The 18,245-nt window shown below is 40.5% G+C and carries 15 protein-coding genes; 7 read left to right on the forward strand and 8 right to left on the reverse strand.

Annotated elements, in window-relative coordinates:
- Positions 1 to 25 precede the first annotated feature (25 nt).
- From HEQ19_22595 to HEQ19_22615, 5 genes are all read right to left on the reverse strand, one after another.
- Positions 26 to 814 (reverse strand): hypothetical protein, encoded by a 789-nt coding sequence (locus HEQ19_22595; GenBank protein WYM01886.1) that lies wholly within the window; start codon positions 812 to 814, stop codon positions 26 to 28.
- A gap of 104 nt (positions 815 to 918) precedes the next feature.
- Positions 919 to 2,136, reverse strand: coding sequence for an acetate kinase (locus HEQ19_22600; protein ID WYM01887.1), 1,218 nt, complete (start codon positions 2,134 to 2,136; stop codon positions 919 to 921).
- Between the two features lie 292 nt (positions 2,137 to 2,428).
- Positions 2,429 to 3,583, reverse strand: a complete 1,155-nt coding sequence (locus tag HEQ19_22605) for an ATP-binding protein (GenBank protein WYM01888.1) — start codon at positions 3,581 to 3,583, stop codon at positions 2,429 to 2,431.
- Positions 3,584 to 3,597: 14 nt separating this feature from the next.
- Positions 3,598 to 5,952, reverse strand: coding sequence for a histidine kinase dimerization/phosphoacceptor domain -containing protein (locus HEQ19_22610; GenBank protein ID WYM01889.1), 2,355 nt, complete (start codon positions 5,950 to 5,952; stop codon positions 3,598 to 3,600).
- A 305-nt stretch (positions 5,953 to 6,257) separates the two neighbouring features.
- On the reverse strand, positions 6,258 to 6,437 hold the full coding sequence (locus tag HEQ19_22615) for a hypothetical protein (GenBank protein WYM01890.1): 180 nt from the start codon (positions 6,435 to 6,437) through the stop codon (positions 6,258 to 6,260).
- Between the two features lie 517 nt (positions 6,438 to 6,954).
- On the opposite strand from HEQ19_22615, the gene HEQ19_22620 reads away from it, so the two are divergent.
- From HEQ19_22620 to HEQ19_22640, 5 genes are all read left to right on the forward strand, one after another.
- Entirely contained in the window at positions 6,955 to 8,241 is a 1,287-nt protein-coding gene (locus HEQ19_22620; GenBank protein ID WYM01891.1) for an FAD-binding oxidoreductase, read from the forward strand.
- Positions 8,242 to 8,300: 59 nt separating this feature from the next.
- On the forward strand, positions 8,301 to 9,656 hold the full coding sequence (locus HEQ19_22625) for a (Fe-S)-binding protein (protein WYM01892.1): 1,356 nt from the start codon (positions 8,301 to 8,303) through the stop codon (positions 9,654 to 9,656).
- 438 nt (positions 9,657 to 10,094) lie between these two features.
- Positions 10,095 to 10,967 (forward strand): peptidoglycan recognition family protein, encoded by an 873-nt coding sequence (locus tag HEQ19_22630; GenBank protein ID WYM01893.1) that lies wholly within the window; start codon positions 10,095 to 10,097, stop codon positions 10,965 to 10,967.
- Between the two features lie 211 nt (positions 10,968 to 11,178).
- Positions 11,179 to 11,391, forward strand: a complete 213-nt coding sequence (locus HEQ19_22635) for a hypothetical protein (GenBank protein WYL98126.1) — start codon at positions 11,179 to 11,181, stop codon at positions 11,389 to 11,391.
- A 612-nt stretch (positions 11,392 to 12,003) separates the two neighbouring features.
- Positions 12,004 to 12,807, forward strand: coding sequence for a PEP-CTERM sorting domain-containing protein (locus HEQ19_22640; protein WYM03550.2), 804 nt, complete (start codon positions 12,004 to 12,006; stop codon positions 12,805 to 12,807).
- A gap of 605 nt (positions 12,808 to 13,412) precedes the next feature.
- On the opposite strand, the gene HEQ19_22645 is transcribed toward HEQ19_22640, so the two are convergent.
- Both HEQ19_22645 and ribBA read right to left on the reverse strand, forming a co-directional pair.
- Entirely contained in the window at positions 13,413 to 13,718 is a 306-nt protein-coding gene (locus HEQ19_22645) for a hypothetical protein (GenBank protein ID WYM01894.1), read from the reverse strand.
- A complete protein-coding gene (gene ribBA, locus HEQ19_22650; GenBank protein ID WYM03551.1) occupies positions 13,651 to 15,360 on the reverse strand; it encodes a bifunctional 3,4-dihydroxy-2-butanone-4-phosphate synthase/GTP cyclohydrolase II in 1,710 nt (569 codons plus the stop codon). The genes HEQ19_22645 and ribBA overlap by 68 nt, the downstream gene beginning before the upstream one ends.
- 513 nt (positions 15,361 to 15,873) lie before the next feature.
- Here ribBA and HEQ19_22655 point away from each other — a divergent pair.
- A complete protein-coding gene (locus HEQ19_22655) occupies positions 15,874 to 16,641 on the forward strand; it encodes a site-specific DNA-methyltransferase (protein WYM01895.2) in 768 nt (255 codons plus the stop codon).
- 206 nt (positions 16,642 to 16,847) lie between these two features.
- On the forward strand, positions 16,848 to 17,906 hold the full coding sequence (argC, locus tag HEQ19_22660) for an N-acetyl-gamma-glutamyl-phosphate reductase (GenBank protein WYM01896.1): 1,059 nt from the start codon (positions 16,848 to 16,850) through the stop codon (positions 17,904 to 17,906).
- A gap of 94 nt (positions 17,907 to 18,000) precedes the next feature.
- Here argC and HEQ19_22665 read toward each other — a convergent pair whose 3' ends face one another.
- The gene (locus tag HEQ19_22665) at positions 18,001 to 18,213 is read right to left on the reverse strand and encodes a hypothetical protein (protein WYM01897.1); all 213 of its coding nucleotides are present in this window, start codon (positions 18,211 to 18,213) and stop codon (positions 18,001 to 18,003) included.
- Between the last annotated feature and the right edge of the window lie 32 nt (positions 18,214 to 18,245).

The raw sequence follows: 18,245 nt of genomic DNA on the forward strand, positions 1-18,245 counted from the left end.
GGACAAATGACAAATTACCAATTGATCAATCTTGGGGGGGAAATAAAATTTGGCTATTACCTTGAGGAGTGGTAATTACTTTACCGCCTAAAGCCTCAATTGCGTTAATTGCCCTTTTACGAGTTCTTTCATCTACTTTATTATTTAACACCATTGCCCAAGTAGCAATGCGAGCGTGTTTACTATCTGGATTACGATTTAAAAAATCAACTGTTTTCTGGGAAATAGCAGCAAAATATTTACTTTCTTCATCTGAATAGGTGCTAGCCCATTTCGCTGCTGTTTCAAAAGATTGCTTGGACGATTGAGCATCGCCTAAAAATAATAATTCATCAATTCCTTTATAGCGCCATGCATAATAAGACTTTTCGGGAACTTGAGGAGATAATGATTTTAAGCCTTGATCCATCAATTTTATCGCCCTTTCTGGCATAGCAGCATATAAAGAAGTGCTGGTAGAAAGACTCAGATAAGCTTCTAAAAAACGTGGGTCGCGTGCGAGAATAATTTCAAAATATTCTGGACTGAGACTATATCCTGTTTTCTCCCGAACATCATCATCGCCAAAGTATTGCAAAAACTTGAGATATACGAAATCAGCCATCAAGTTATCGTACCCAAAACTGGGCATTTTTTTGAGTAAACTGAGACTGGTATTTTCTACCTTGATTTCTTTTTCTAAAGTTTCTAAGGAGGGAGTTTCTTGAGTATTTATCAGTTTTTGCAGTCGGGGATATTGGATTAAACCAACTGCTAAGGTACACAAACAGATTGTCAAAGACGCACCAACAGCTTGATGAGATAAAAAAAACATACTTTTTTACTTTTTTTCTAAAATACAGCAACAGATTTATACCTTTGTAGGGGCGCAAGGCCTTGCGCCCCTACCCAATCTAAATGATTTGTCGCTCTACATTGTTACTTTTGTAAAAGTTGCCAACATTGTTGAGCGATCGCCCAAGGTTCTTGAGTATGAATCACTACTACCCGTACTGTTGAATTTTCGGTAGCGATATCCTGATCCACGGGATGTGCTTGATTTTTCTGTGGGTCGATTTTCAGTCCCAAAAATCCAAAAGCTTCAGAGACCGCTTGACGAATTCCTGGAGAGTGTTCACCTACACCTGCGGTGAAGACTAAAGCATCTAATCCCCGTAAACTAGCAAGCATCGAACCAATACCAGACCGCAAACGATGGACGTACATATCCCAAGCGAGTTGGGCGCGGTAGTTACCTTGGGCGATCGCTTCCATGACTTTGGGTAAATCGCTGGATATACCTGAAATTCCACGTAAGCCAGAAGCTTTATTTAACACATAATCTAGTCTTTCGGCAGAGTAATTAGATTGGCGCAACAGGTAAATCAAAATCCCTGGATCAATGGAACCGCTACGACTACCCATCATCAACCCATCCAGGGGTGTGAAGCCCATAGTGGTGTCAATACTGCGACCGTTTTCAATCGCCGCCAAAGAGCAGCCATTACCGAGATGACAGGTTATTAACCGCAGGGATGCTAAATCTCGACCGAGAATGTCTGCAGCACGTTGAGCGCAGTATTGGTGACTGATCCCATGAAACCCGTAGCGACGGATACCTTCTTCTACCCACTCGTAGGGGCCGGGATAAATTGCTGCTGCATCGGGGAGAGTGGCATGAAATCCGGTATCAAATACTGCCACTTGTGGTACATCTGGCAAACTTTCTTCTATGGCTTCTATGCCTTCTAAAGCGGCTGGATTGTGTGCTGGTGCTAGGGTAGAAAGTCTGGCGATCGCCTTTTTAACGTCTTCCGTAATTACTACACTACTTCGGTAATCTTGTCCACCATGTACCACCCGATGTCCCACTACATCGATTTCTGAAAGCTGACTAATTACCTTGGTAGCACCGCGAGTCAGGCTATAAAGCATATACGTAACGTGGGCGCGTCGGGAGTCACCATAAATTGATTCTTGCAACACAGCACCAGTAGCGGTTTTTACCTCAATTTCTGCCACGCCTCGGTCTTGAGTCCAGTTGACTTTTCCTTCCCAAAGGGGCTGGGGTGCTTGTTGAGGGATAGTCTCGTCTGAAATCTCATACAGACAACTTTTTTGGCTACTAGATCCAGCATTGAGTACAAGTATTTTCATGCTACTTTCATTGTCACATTTTCAGGAGCAAAATCAACCAACCTAGAAAGATTTTGGTCTAATGGGCTTTGTTCGCTATCAACTTTTGCCAAAGCTTCTATTTATTTTAAAGCAATTATTGAACTTCTCTAAACATAGGAAAATTCAGCAGCAGCAAAATTGCATAAATTGTAAGTATTTCTTAATTTTGTTTTAGACTTAAAAAAGTATTATGTTTATTAGAAGATTCCAGGTAATATTTTGCCGCAGTTTAATTCCTAAGTCTATTGTTTACCACACCACTGACCACTGACTAATTATTATAAATCGGTAAATTAACAATAAATGTTGTACCAACTCCAACTTTACTGGCAAAATTAATTTCTCCACCATGTAAATCTACATAATGTTTGACAATTGCCAGACCTAAACCATTACCAGGTATTTTACCTACATTACCACCTCTTTGAAAAGAAGTGAACAAGTTTTCTTGATCCGCTTCGGGAATCCCAATACCCTCATCTTGGATACGAAAAATCACTTCTTCTTGTATAAAAAATAGGTCGAAACGCACCGTACCACCATCGGGTGAATATTTAATGGCGTTGGCTAACAAATTAGTTAGGATATGGCGCAGTAGTTTCTCATCTAAGCAAGGTAGTTGATTTGTTTTAGTTAGCAAAGGGGAATTTTGTGAGGTGCTAGTATCTTCTAAGATTTTAGAGCTTCCTTGGATCGTGAAGATAATATTATGATTTTTGCTAGCACTAACTTTAATTTCTGATACTAAATCTTTACAAAAATCTTCTAAATCCATTGGCGCTGGATTGAACTGATGTTTACCTATTTCAGCCTTACCAATTAGCAATACATCAGTCAATAAATGGTCGAGATATTTAACAGATTTTTGAATGTTATGGATATATTCATCTTTGGTAGCCTCATTTAATTGACTGCTATAATTTGATAGCAACTCAGTATAATTAAAAATATTGCTTAAGGGATTACGAAATTCGTGGCTAACCATTGAAACAAAGTGAGATTTAATTTTTCTATCTTCTTGTTCTTTTTCTAAAGCTTGACGCATAACTAATTCTGTTTGATGTTTGCTTAAAGCAATTTCAATGGTCGTAATTAATTGAGTTTCTTCAAAGGGTTTAAGAACATAGCCAAATGGTTGTGTCGTTTTTGCCCTTTGCAAGTTATTTGCGTCTGAATAAGCAGTTAAATAAACCACTGGTATATTGAAATGAGTCACAATTTCTGCAGTTGCTTCTATACCGTTCATCTTTCCTTTTAGCATCACATCCATCAAGATTAAATCTGGATGCAATTCTCCTGCTTTTTCAATCGCTAATTCTCCATAAGCAACCATTCCGACAACATTATATCCCGAATTTTCTAGACAATTTTTGATATCATAAGCGATAATTCTTTCGTCTTCTACAATCAGGATATTTGCTTTCATGTTTTTTGTCCTCGCTAGTTTCGCTCGACGAACGTAATTGTAAAGACAGTGCCTAAGCTTGTATTGAATGCAATAGTTCCTTCTAGTTGTTCTACTAAATTCCAGACTAGTTGCAACCCAAGTGATTGCTGTTTATGTACTTCTATATCTTGTGGTAATCCTACTCCATTATCACTAACATTTAACAAATATTTATTTAGAGGTAATTTAATAAAATCAACATAAATATCACCTGCATCTTTATCTGTAAAGGCATGTTTGATAGAATTAGAAATGAGTTCATTGACAATTAGCCCACAGGGAATTGCCGTATCAATTTTTAATAAACTTTTATCAATATTTAAATGTATTTTGATATCGCGATTGACTCCATAAGACCTGATTAAACTATTGGTTACATTCTGAATATAATCAGAAATGCCAATTCTTGCCAAGTCGTTAGATTGATATAAATTTTCGTGAAGCATCGCCATAGCGCGAACACGATTATGGCTATCTTGGAACATTTCCAGAGCCTGCTTATCATTAATATATTTAGCTTGCAGACGTAACAAACTAGAAATAATTTGTAAATTATTCTTAACGCGATGGTGAATTTCTTTTAAAAGAACATCTTTTTCTTTTAGAGAGGCTTTGAGTTTATTTTCTACCTGGATGCGAGCAGTAATATCGGTATTTGAACCAGCCATGAAACAAGGATTACCCTTTGCATCCCTCAGCAGTGTACCACGGGCGAGGAACCATATATAATTGCCATTTTTGTCCAACATCCGGTGTTCAATTTCGTATTTAGGAACCAGTCCTTCTAAATAATCATTAATTGAACTTTTCAACGATTCAGTATCATCAGGATGGACAAATTTTAGCCAATCTTCAAAGTATGTAATATTTTCCTTTTCGCTATACCCAAGCATCGCTTTTAAATTGGGGTCTATATAGATTTCATTGGTTTGAATGTTCCATTCCCATATCCCCACTTTACCTGCACTGATCGCTCGTGTATATCGTTCTTTACTGACTCGTAGTGCTTGTTCTGCTCGTTTACGATCTAAAGTATTTCCTAAAATTTTTCCGATCATTTTCAGCAAGAGAACGCAGTCTTCATTCCAGATTTTAGGAGTGAGGATTGAATCAAATTCAAGATAACCAATCAACACCCCACTGGAAACTATAGGTACAATAATTAATGATTGAATATATTGCTTTTCTACAGCCTTCTGCTCGGAAATAGCTTCTTTGATAAATTCACTAACACAAGGAATATAAACAGTTTCCAGGCGGACAAGTTTTTCCATTACCTTGGGTAAGACCGCCTCTGAGATGTTTTTTAAGTAGTAAAGTTGCCTTTCAAACCCTTTAGCACACCACTCATAGGTGTTTTCTTTTTTGATATCGTTATTAGCAAATAAATATACATAACTGCGTTCAACATTGGCAATTTCACCAATTACCTGCAATGCTTGGTTGATCCCGTTATCAATCTCATCAGGAGCAAGATTAATAAAGTGGGTTGATATAGTAGTAATCAGTTGTTCAAATTCAACTCGATATCGTAGTTCGCGTTCTATCCGCTGGTGTTCAATATTTTCTAGCAGCAACCGCTCGTTAGTCTTTCTTAATTCAGTTGCTTTTAACTCAGAATTTGTTTGTAATATCTGTGCTTCTGTGGTATGAAGATTGCCAATTCCTCCTGGCAAAACTTGATTAGTTTTTAGCAATTCCTCCGTTGCTTGAGCAACACGTTTTTCTAACTCTTGTTCAGATTTATGCAAAGCTAATTCCAATGAGCAGCGTTTCGCCATTTCACATTCCAACTGCTTCCTGGTTTCTGTGAGTTCCTGCTGCAATCTTAGTGCCAAACTTTCTATGGTTACAATTCCTGAAAATTGCCCCTGATCATCGACAATTGGAAAATGACGTAAGCCAGACTGACGCATTAGGGATAATGTTGTATTCACATCAAAATCTTGTTCTAAGGTAATTATTGGTTCTTGCATTACCTCCGAAATTTCTACTGCTGCACAATTCATCCCGGAAGTAATTAATGATGCTAAATCCGCCAGTGTGAATATGCCCAATAAATGCGATTCCTCCACAATATACACGCAATCAATCAGCGGAATCGCTTCATTATTTTGGCAAGATTTTCTGGCAATCGTCATGCAATTTGATGCAGGCGTTAATTTCTCGTCAACTGTTTTTCCTAGGCTACGGTAGGATTTCTCCAAACTGTGAGCATCTAGAAATAATACGTCTTCTACGCCTATAGACTGTCCTGCTTGTCCCATATAAATCATAATCTCTCGTAACGGAGTATGGGGCGCACAAATCAGGATAGAATCTTGAATTGCATAGTCTAAGACGGGCATAGTATTAATCTCTTAGAGCTACATTAATTTTGTAGCTTATCATTATTTTTGATACATTAAGCGTTGGCTGAAAAATTATTCTTTCTAGATGTAAAATTTATGCAGGCGATTGTCATTTTTCCTTTATCCTTGGTAAGGGGTTTGGGCATATTTACGTTTTGTAATAGACTTTTATCTATTCCCAATGACTGACTCAATCACAAAATTCAAATGTAGAATTCTCTCGGATTGACTGATGAGGCAAATCATGAATAAATGTAACTATCTCGGTGAATCTCTAGCTGGGAAATAGCTGATTTATTTTTTTACCGAAAGCTTGGGTCTAGAGCCACCGTTCTTCTAGGACGGCTTTTTGGTAAAATAGTGGCAACAGGCAGGGCATTGTCTGTCGGGCTAGGTGATGTAAGACGGGCTATGCCTGCTATTGCTGTTTGAATCCAGAATCCCTGAACTTTCAGATCAGGGAGTATGTCAACATCATTCATTGGTAGGCATTGCCGACTCTACGAGGATTGGTAGTACCCAATCGCCAGTCCCTAGTTCAATTACAAATAGCCTATGAACCAGGAAGTAGGGAAATTAGAAAGATGAGGAAATACTTCTAACAGTGTAATTACTTAGGCTACATCATGCATAATTACCCTGTTCCCAAGATTTTGTCATTGTTTGACCAGAGGAACTGTATCACAATAGACTGAGACGATTGAGAATTGTGAGAGATTAGTAACATTGATACCCTGATGAATTTAATCTAGAATTTATGGCTGTAATCTTGTAAAATCTACCCTTTGATAGATGTAATTTGCAAGATAACACTTCCCTGATGCTAGATTAAGTCATAAATAATATTATTTCTTCGTGGTTATTACTGAAATCTTTCTGCGTAAGCAGGAGTGCTATTTATTACATAGCGCATTATTACCTAGCAAAGGTAAAGGGGACAAGGCGACAAGGAAGGAGACAAGGAGACTAAATTAGATATAGGGCGTAAAAAATAAACTGATGAAAGCGATCGCTTCTTGTCTTGCATCTATCCTTGCTGAAGAAAATGCTGTCAGCTTATGGGAAAATACCGAACTCAGTCGCAAAGAGCCTATCCAACGGGCGATAGCTTCTGCAAATCCTCCTAGCTGTATTGTCTATCCCCGCACCCAGGAACAATTAGCCAGGGTAATTGCAGAAGCACACCGTCAAAACTGGCGTCTCCTCCCCTGTGGTAGTGGGAGTAAACTGAGCTGGGGTGGTTTAGCAGCAGGTGTTGATGTGGTAGTTAGTACAGAACACATCAATCAACTGATTGAACACGCTGTTGGCGATTTGACTGTCACGGTTGAAGCCGGGATGAAGTTCTCTGACCTGTTGGGAATTTTGGCCAAATCTCGCCAATTTCTCGCTCTTGACCCCACAGCACCGAATTTAGCCACCATTGGTGGAATCGTCGCCACATCTGATACAGGTTCCCTGCGACAACGTTATGGCGGTGTGCGTGACCAACTTTTAGGGATTACTTTTGTGCGTGCTGATGGACAAATCGCCAAGGCTGGGGGACGAGTGGTGAAAAATGTTGCTGGATATGACCTGATGAAGTTGTTTACTGGTTCCTATGGCACATTAGGTATTATTAGTCAAGTAACATTTCGAGTTTATCCGCTACAAGAAGCATCAACAACGGTGGTGCTAACTGGCGCGGTTGCGGGTGTATCCCAAGCTGCGGCTACTCTGCGCGGTTCGGCGTTAACACCAACCCAAGCCGATTTATTATCAACTAAATTGGTGTCTAGCTTGGGTTTGGGTACAGAAATGGGATTAATTGCCCGGTTTCAAAGTATTAGTGAGAGTGTTAAAGAACAGTCGCACCAACTTTTGCAAATTGGGCAACAATTGGGTTTAAAGGGGTCAATCTATGCTGATGGAGATGAAGTTAACCTATGGCAGAGATTACCAGAACAAATACACTTTTCTCCTAAAGAGTCGGCAATTACTTGCAAAATTGGAATATTACCAAGTGCTGCTGCGGAAGTTTTAAATCAGGTGGAAATGGGTTTAATTCACATTGGTAGTGGTTTGGGTTTGTTACACTTAGATAATCAAAGTCAGGTTTTGCAGTTGCGCGATATCTGTGAAAATAATGGCGGGTTTTTATCTATTTTGGTAGCGCCTGTGGCTGTAAAACAAAAGTTTGATGTCTGGGGATATAGGGGTAATGCTTTGCAGGTGATGCGCTTAGTTAAGCAACAGTTTGATGGTAAGAATATTTTAAGTCCTGGTCGGTTTGTGGGTGGGATTTAATTTAAACTAACCGCAGAGGCGCCGAGGACTCAGAGATAGAGAGGGGAAAAGAGGTAGTTATGCAAGTTTCTGAAGATTCTGTTAATGATACGGCAAGTTTGAAGAATTTGAAGGGCTTTGATGGGAGTCATCCACCTAACCCGAAGTTGATTGATGCTTGTGTGCATTGTGGGTTTTGTCTTGCGACTTGTCCGAGTTATCGGGTGTTGGGTAAGGAGATGGATTCACCCAGGGGACGTATCTATTTAATGGATGCGATTAATGAGGGGGAAATTGCCCTAAATACGGCAAGTGTAGAACATTTTGATTCTTGTTTGGGATGTCTGGCTTGTGTGACGACTTGTCCTTCTGGTGTGCAGTATGACAAGTTGATTTCGGCGACTCGTCATCAAGTTGAACGCAATTATACCCGTAGTTTACCGGATACTTTGGTTCGTAAATTGATTTTTTCTCTGTTTCCTAATCCTGACCTTTTAAGAATGTTACTTGTACCTTTGTTGGTTTATCAAAAGTTGGGGTTTCCTAAGTTAATTCGCGCTACGGGATTGCTGAATAAAATATCTCCCCGTTTAGCAGCGATGGAATCTATTTTGCCACAAATTACCCTCCAATCTTTTAAAGATAATTTGCCTAGTGTAATTCCTGCATTGGGTGAAAAGCGTTACCGAGTTGGGGTAATTTTGGGATGTGTACAACGCCTATTTTTCTCACCGATTAATGAGGCGACGGTGCGGGTGTTAACGGCGAATGGTTGTGAGGTGGTCATTCCTCAATCTCAAGGTTGCTGTGCGGCGCTTCCTGAACATCAGGGACAAACAGCACAGGCGAAAGCTTTAGCAAGGCAGATGATTGATAGTTTTGAACATACTAATGTAGATTTCGTGATTATCAATGCTGCTGGTTGTGGTCATACTTTAAAAGAGTATGGTCACATTTTAGCAGATGACCCAGAATATCGCGATAAGGCTAAAGCATTTGCGGCGAAAGTTAAAGATGCTCAAGAGTTTTTGGTAAATGTGGGGTTAACCACTAAACTCTCACCTTTGACTAATAAACCGTTGAATTTAGTTTATCAAGATGCTTGTCATTTATTGCATGGACAAAAGATTAGTGTTCAACCCCGTCAGTTGTTGCGCCTAATTCCTGGTGTGAAGTTAAAAGAACCAATCGATGCGGCTTTGTGTTGTGGAAGTGCGGGTGTTTATAATATGTTGCAACCAGAAGTTGCTGAGGAATTGGGTCAGCAAAAGGTGCAGAATTTGTTGAATACTGGCGCTGAGTTAATTGCTTCTGCTAATCCTGGTTGTACTTTGCAGATTACTAAACATTTGCAATTGCATGGTAAAACAATTTCTGTGATGCATCCGATGGAGTTGTTAGATTATTCGATTCGCGGTGTCAAGTTGGAGGTTTAATATTTAGGGACTGACAAATTAAACAATATCTCATCTTTATGGTGCGTCAGAAGCGAGAATGCTTGGAAATACCCAGTAATTTACTCGGTTAAGGAAAATCGTAGCTTGGGTTGAGGCTTTGCGTTACCCAACAAAGCCCCCCAAATGTTGGGTTTCCGTCTTCAACACAACCTACGCGGGTTAAGGTTTTTGGGCTTATTGGGCTTAACCTAAGCAGTATTAGGACTGACGCACCCTACTAACTACTAACTAGCTTATCTTCCCGAACATTCGGCTTTCCTGGTTGGTAATTTTCTGCAAAGAGAAAACCTTCCTATTTTCTCGTGAGTGTATAGAAAGCGTAAAAATGACTTAGCTTAATCTCGTATACCAGTAGCCTATTTTTCAGTAAAATAAAGAGATTAAAATTAATCTTAATCGTTTTACAAGTATCAACAAATGAGATTTAGTGACTGGGCGACTAGAATAATGTTGATTTTTCTGATGTTCGCCGCTCTAATTTTAGCGCTGTATGTCGGACGAATAACACAAGTACAAGGTAATATAAAGATATCGAATCCAGCGGTGATCAGCTCGAATCAATATCCTAAGTTAGAATTCCAATCGGAGAAAACTCCAGCTAGCAAATCGCAAAATGTTGCTAAATCCGCAGTCAAGAAGAGTCAGCCTGTAGGAATATATAAAACTACTGCGGCTTTTGCAAAATACAGACCTCAATATGAAGTTTCTCCCATAGATCCAAGTAATTATGGTGAACGTTATACCACAGATATTAATGGTATACCGCTAAACAATCAACCAATTATCGTACTTCACGAAACTAGTAATTCTGCTTCTAGTGCAATTAATTTTTTTAGAACACCCCATGATAATGAAAATATTCAAGCAAGTTACCACACCTTAATTAAGCAAGACGGTACAGTAGTTTATCTCATTCCGCCAGATAAACGCGCCTTTGGTGCGGGTAATTCGGTTTTTGATGGCGCCTATGGCCAGGAAACTGTCAAAACTAATCCTAATTTACCGCCTTCGGTGAATAATTTTGCCTATCACGTTTCTTTAGAAACACCGCCAGACGGTTGGGGAGATAACCACCAAACAAGCCATAGTGGCTACACGAGTTCTCAATATTCTTCTCTAGCTTGGTTAATCGCTCAAAGTCAAGTTCCAGATCAACGAATTACTACCCACCGCGCAGTAGACCGTTCAGGACAAAGAGTCGATCCCCTAAGTTTTGATTTTAATAAGTTCTTTAATTTACTGCATTCCTTTCGTGAGGTGAGAGGAATTAATAGCATCAAGAAACCATAGGAACTGGGGGAAAGGGCACGGCTATTTCATTCTAAAAAGCTGCTTAAGTGTGTCTAGTCCAAAAGAACATAAACGTTGAGCTTGTGCCATGCAATACTCCTCGGTTAAGGGAAAATCGGGGGTCAAAGAAAGAAAATGTTGTTCTCGTAATTATTACGAGAACACATAAATCTTTAGTTCTTTGGATTCTCCTGGTTCCACATAGATGGTCATGCCCACCAAAACTGACGATATCCTGGCAAGAGCCGAACTGTTACAACAAGCCATCGCCACTTTACAGCTTCAAGTTCAGCAAATTAAGGCGTACGGAGAAGTCACCCCGCCAGGATGTTGTGTTTTACGCTACCAAGCGCGAGGTAAAAGGAGTACTTACTGGTACTACAAACTGGCACAAAAACGGGAGCAATGCGATTTTGTGGGATGACCCCACCGGAAGAGCGATCGCTAATTGATTATTAAGTATACAATAATAATTTAATACAATAAAATAAGTAATATTATGTAAAAAATCTAGCTGGGATAAAAAAGTCTATGGTGGCGAGCAGAAAAAAGGTAGAATTTCCTTGATTTGAGGGGGATGGGGGAGTAGTGACAAATTATTCAACCTCTACTTGCTTTACATTTATTTACAGGAATCCTTGAAAAAATCACGAGATTCTTAAACGCAAATATCTAGTTTTATGCAAGTAATTTTCTCTTGTCATATAATTAAAGTTTTGATGAATTTACGCAAGTAATGTATTTTATTTAACTGTAAATAAATTACTCTTTAAGAGACAAGGTAATAATACTTACTTATTACTTAGTATTGTTTATTTACTTTGTTCCCTAGTCAATACAGTTTTTAATTAAGCATTCATGCCCCACAAACACGCGGGAGATTGAATGAAGGGTGCCTGCGGTTTCTGTTTTGCAGCATTTGTAATGTAAAACCTAATTGGGCGCTTGTATCCTGACCCAAATTGGCAATTTGTTGTAATTGCTCATAGCCGCTTTTGGCTTTTGGTCACAAACAATATATTTAAAGGAAGAAACAATGAAATCAATGATTTCTCGTAAATCTCTTTCTCTAGTGGCGTTCACTACCAGTATTCTTTCTGCATCTATTATTGGTAGTACGTCCTCTTCCGCTCAAGCCTCTGTTTCCTTGAACGGAATTTTTACTTCTACAGATCCTGTTTGTACTGATACTGATGTATGTAATGGATTAGGAACTTCGCAGTTTAACTATGGTCAACCTGTCCGTACACCTTTTAACAATGAACTTTCTTTTTCTGGAAATACAATTGATAATGAGCAATTTTCCACAGCTGTTTTTAATGCGGGAACTTTAACAATCACTAATGGAAGTATTGCATTTGGCAGCTTTCCTACATATAGAGATAATCTAGATGGTACAACTTTTATCAACCTAAATGTCTCTGCCGACATAAATGGAACATCTTCCAAATCGGGAGACTTTTTAATTGCTTATAATTCAACATCAAATATTGACCCGACATTAAATTCTCCAAAAAACGCTGACTTCGTTTACTTCCCGTATAATCCAGAATACGGTGGATTCTACATATTAGAAGGAAGCACTAGAGAGCAGGCTATTGCAAATGTGGGGATTTTGGCTCAAGATCCACCATCAACTCTTGTCCCTAAGGGTTTCCAAGTTTTATCTGGCCAAACTAATGGATTTTTAGGTGCGCTTCCTCCTGGTCAGATAGACTCAAACGGCAGATACAGACCCAATTCTGAGAACTTTACTCCTAAACCTGTGCCTGAACCTTTGACGATTTTAGGCTCGTTGACCGCTGCAGGATTTGGAATTGTGTTGAAAAGAAAGCGTTAGGACTCGAATAGCACGCTTGAAATGGTTCTCATGAGGGGGATGAGGATGTTAAATAATTTTTCGCTACTTTCTTATCTCCTAAATTTTTGTGACATTCCTTCATTACTAACACTAGTTTTACTCAGTGTGGTAGTTCTTCTTTCTCTAATAATATTAGAACTATCACGCTTGCTCAAGGCTTACCTCCTAGTACTTCATTAAGTATTTGTGCTTCATCTGCTATTCCAACAGGTTTTGTTGTAACTGGTATCTCTACTAGTTTTACTCAGTGTGGTAGTTCTTCTTTCTCTAATAATATTACACGTATTACGCTTGCTCAAGGCTTACCTCTTAATAGTTCATTAAGTATTTGTCCATCATCTCCTATTCCAACAGGTTGGGTTGTGATTGGTACCTCCACTAGTTTTACTCAGTGTGGTAATTCTTCTTTCTTTAATAATATTAGAACTATCAGGCGTGTTGTTTAATAAAATTATAAGGATTCAGGTCGAAAATTAGTCCTAGAAACTTAGCAATAATTACCGCATCTCGCCCAATTCCTTATAATGGACAGATTTAGAATGAAATAGCCCTGGGGAAAGGGATTGGGGAAAGGGGATTGGGGGTTAATCAACAGAAAGTGAAGTTTCGAGTTCCAAACCTGAAGTTTCCAGTTCCAAACCCGAAGTTTCGAGTTCCGAACCCGAAGTTTCGAGTTCCGAACCTGAAGTTCTCAGTTCCGAAGCCAAAACTTGAACTTCTATCCATCCCCAGTCCCCAGTCCCCAATCCCCAATCCCCAATCCCCAATCCCCAATCCCCAATCCCCAGCGATGCACTGAGCTTGTCGAAGTGTCCCCAGTCCCTACTTGCTAAAGCTATAAATGTGCTGAGTCTCGAGGCGATCGCTAATTGTTGAAGGGAGGATATCACCAGAAAACATCTGGCGATCTAACTGTACTTGTAAATTACTTAAGGGATCGGAACCAGTGGAAATCAGAAATTCTAGTTTTTGCACGTAAGGCAAAGTTGCCAGTTTGTCAAGTGTTTGGAATACAGCTTGCAAGTAAGGATGACCGTCTTGTTTATACCAATCACAAGCAGCAACTTTTGGTTGATCAAAGCCCAGGTGTACGGTTAAAGACGGCTGATCGAAGAGGGCGATCGCTAACGGTCGCGATTCTTCTTGTAATAATAAATCATGACTCTTGGCAAAATGCCGCAGTTTCTCTAAGCGTTCATAGCGTTTTGTGATTAATTGTGGGTCGTCTTCCCAATGAATCGCCACTGTTACCAAATAAGTTTGTAACAGCATATGACCCAGCTTTTTGGCCTTGGTCGCTAGATAATAGGAATTGTAGTCGTTGGACTCAATCAACAATGGCACGCGATCGACTACTTCCAAACCATAGCCCTTAACGCCCGCAATTTTCCGGGGATTATTGGTAATCAGGCGGATATTTTTAATCCCCAAGTCCATGAGGATTTGTGCCCCCATCCCATAATCTCGCAGGTCGGCGGGAAATCCCAAGCGCTCATTTGCTTCTACTGTATCCAGTCCCATATCCTGCAACGAGTAGGCTTTGAGCTTATTAATTAAGCCAATGCCCCTTCCTTCTTGTCTTAGGTATACAACTACACCTTGCCCTGCATTTTCAATCATTTTCAATGCGGCTTCTAGCTGCATTCGACAATCGCAACGCAAAGACCCCAAACCATCACCAGTCAAGCATTCTGAATGCATCCGCACCATGACTGGCTCGTCTTTGAAGGTGGCTAGGTCGCCTTTAACAATGGCTACGTGTTCGGTATTATCTAGTGTGTGGCGATATCCGTAAATCTGAAACTGACCGAACTCACTAGGCAGGTTAGTAACGACTTCGCGATAAACTAGGCGATCATGTTGGAGGCGGTAACTGATTAAGTCGGCAATACTAATAATTTTGAGATCGTGATGTCTAGCATACTCAAATAACTGGGACAACCGTGCCATCGAACCATCGGAGTTTTGAATTTCACAAATCACCCCTGCTGGATATAGTCCCGCTAGTCGCGATAAATCAACCGCTGCTTCCGTATGTCCCGCCCGTTTGAGTACGCCCCCAGCCTTCGCTCGCAATGGGAAAATATGGCCAGGACGGCGTAAATCTGTGGGTTTGGTTGCTGGGTTGAGCGTAATTTGGATAGTCCGGGCGCGGTCTTCTGCTGAGATACCCGTGCTGACGCCCAATTCAGGACCTGCGTCAATACTAACGGTGAAAGCAGTCTGGTTGGGGTCTGTAATGTTGACCACCATCAAGGGTAAATCTAGCTCATCCAGGCGATCGCCTGTCATTGATAAACAAATCAGCCCTCTGGCTTCCACCGCCATAAAATTTATCATGTCGGGAGTCGCAAATTGGGCTGCACCAATTAAGTCGCCTTCATTTTCGCGATTTTCGTCATCTACCACGACAATGACACGGCCAGCCTTTAAGTCTGCTAAAGCAGAATCAATCGAATCAAAGACAAAGCCTTGGGTTGAGGAGCCTGCGCCGTTAGTATTTTCCTCAACTTGAGGTGCTAACGCAGTCATCTCATCTCCAGTGTTGGGGGGTGTAAAATGCAGCTGCTGACTATTGTTAGGCTTTAACACAGAGAATTTCCAATTACCAAAAATAAATTTTTATCAACTTCTGTTTAATCGTATCCTATTTGCTTGATACTTGCTGGTTATCTGCTTGATTTTTCCGAAAAATCCAGATTCTTGCTCAACTGTGAAAAGACACTACCTTATAAATATTCAAATGTCAATCCATTTCATTGAAAATCTGTAGAGCAATCCAGGGAATAGGGAAGGAGCTGGTCGAAGACTGATGACTGTTGACAGTCAACAGTTAACATCAAGGTAAGCACGATGAAATATGCAAATTTTATGTGGAACAACTTATCTTGCCCTCGAACCTATTACCTCATTGTAAGCTAAACTCCATGAATAAATTGGAGATAGATGTATTTTATGGATTTGACACATATAGTTACATTTTTAGGTAAACCATATTTCCAATCACCCAACTGCTTGATTTATCACCTTGATTGTTTAGCGGCCATGGAAAAGTTGCCAGATGCAGGCATAAATTTAACTGTTACCAGTCCACCGTATAATATCGGCAAAGAATACGAAAATCCATTACCGCTGGATGAATATTTAGCTTGGTGTGAAAAATGGATCGCAGAGGTTTATCGTATTACCTCAGACAACGGAGCTTTTTGGCTGAACTTAGGATATTTGTCAATTAAAAACCGTGCCAAGGCGATACCTATTTCCTATTTGCTCTGGAATCGAGTTCCTTTTTATTTAATTCAAGAAATTGTGTGGAACTATGGTGCGGGTGTGGCGGGTAGCAAATTTTTTTCGCCTCGAAATGAAAAGTTTCTTTGGTATGTCAAAAATTCTGAGGAATATACCTTTAATCTTGATGACATTCGTGATCCAAATGTTAAGTATCCTAATCAGAAAAAAAATGGGAAGATAAAAGTTAATGCTCTCGGTAAAAATCCTACCGATGTTTGGGAGTTTCCCAAAGTTACCTCTGGTAAAAACCGAGCCTCAAAAGAACGCACGCCACACCCAGCCCAGTTTCCCATCGCAGTTATCCAGAGGATAATCAAGGCCTCATCACATCAAAACGAAATTGTGCTTGACCCATTTATGGGTTCAGGTACTACGGCAATTGTAGCTTTAGCTTTACAACGCCAGGTAATTGGTTTTGAAATTCGCCAAGACTACTGTGATTTAGCAGCTAGTCGAATTGATCAATTCCTTAAAGACCAACAATTTAGTATAGAGGAATTATCTTTTTCCGCTTCAGGTTAGCTCTAGTAATTAAGTTTACAATACTATGAGTATTATTAATTGATGAAAGATTTTACAGTCTCACTTTGCCGGTACGCTAAAACGGACAGATTACTATAAAATGCAGCGATAGTGAAATAGTAAGAAGCCGTCAGCAGTCAGCTAATAGCCTGATATCTTGATAGCTAAGAACGAATTAACCAAAAAGTAGATAAGGATTTCATATTATGGGAAAATTTAGACGCGTACCAGTTGGGATTGTTGGCGCGTCAGGCTATGGCGGAGTACAATTAATACGACTGCTGATGGATCATCCAGAAGTCGAACTAGTTTATTTAGGCGGTGAAAACAGCGCGGGGAAAACCTTTGCAGATCTTTATCCCCATCTAGCTGATGTGGTCAAGCTACCAATAGAGGTGATAGACCCAGAAATCATTGCTCATCGCTGTGAAGCGGTGTTTCTTTCCCTAGCAAATGGTGTAGCTTGCAAAATTGCACCACAACTTTTAGAAAAAGGATGTAAAATACTCGATCTGAGTGCCGATTATCGGTTCAGTAATCTCGCAACTTATACCACTTGGTATGGGGGTGAAAGAAGCGATCGCGCCACAGCAGCCACAGCAGTATATGGACTACCCGAACTTTACCGCGATCGCATCGCCGAAACTCAACTTGTAGGCTGTCCTGGATGCTATCCCACCGCCAGCCTTCTAGCATTATTACCACTCCTCAAGCAAGGGTTAATCGTCCCAGAAACCGCCATTATCGATGCCAAATCTGGAACTTCAGGCGGCGCAAGACAAGGTAAAATCAACTTATTACTAGCTGAGGTAGACAACTCCCTCACACCTTATAGTGTCACACGACACCGCCATACACCGGAAATTGAGCAAATTTGTAGCGATATAACTGGACACGAACTCAAAATCCAATTTACACCCCACTTCATCCCAATGGCGCGCGGAATTTTGGCAACCGTATACGCCACACTGCGCGATCCCGGACTCGTGCGCGATGACTTAATTACAATTTTCTCAGCCTTCTACCGCAACTCTCCTTGGGTAAAAGTTTGTGATAGCGGTATTTACCCCCAAACTAAATGGGCAAGTGGTAGCAATATTTGTTACCTCGGTTTAGAGGTTGACCCCCGTACTGGTCGCGTGATTGTGATGTCAGCAATTGACGACCTAATTAAAGGACAAGCCGGTCAAGCAATTCAGTGTTTAAACATCATGATGGGCTGGGATGAAACCTTGGGCTTACCTAAGTTGGGATTTTATCCATAATTGGGGATTGCACTTCGGCTCCGCTCTGTTACCAGGGATTGGGGATTGGGAGTAATGAGTAATGAGTAATGAGTAATGAGTTAGGAGTAATGAGTTAGGAGTTAGGAGTTATTATTCTCCCCATCTTCCTCAGTCCCCAGCGATGCACTGAGCTTGCCGAAGTGTCCCCAGCGATGCACTGAGCCGGTCGTTGTGTCCCCAGTCCCCAGCGATGCACTGAGCCGGTCGTTGTGTCCCCAGTCCCCAGTCCCCAGCGATGCACTGAGCCGGTCGTTGTGTCCCCAGTCCCCAGTCCCCAGCGATGCACTGAGCCGGTCGTTGTGTCCCCAGTCCCCAGAC

The organism is Gloeotrichia echinulata CP02 (assembly GCA_038087035.1).
GTDB lineage: Bacteria > Cyanobacteriota > Cyanobacteriia > Cyanobacteriales > Nostocaceae > Gloeotrichia > Gloeotrichia echinulata.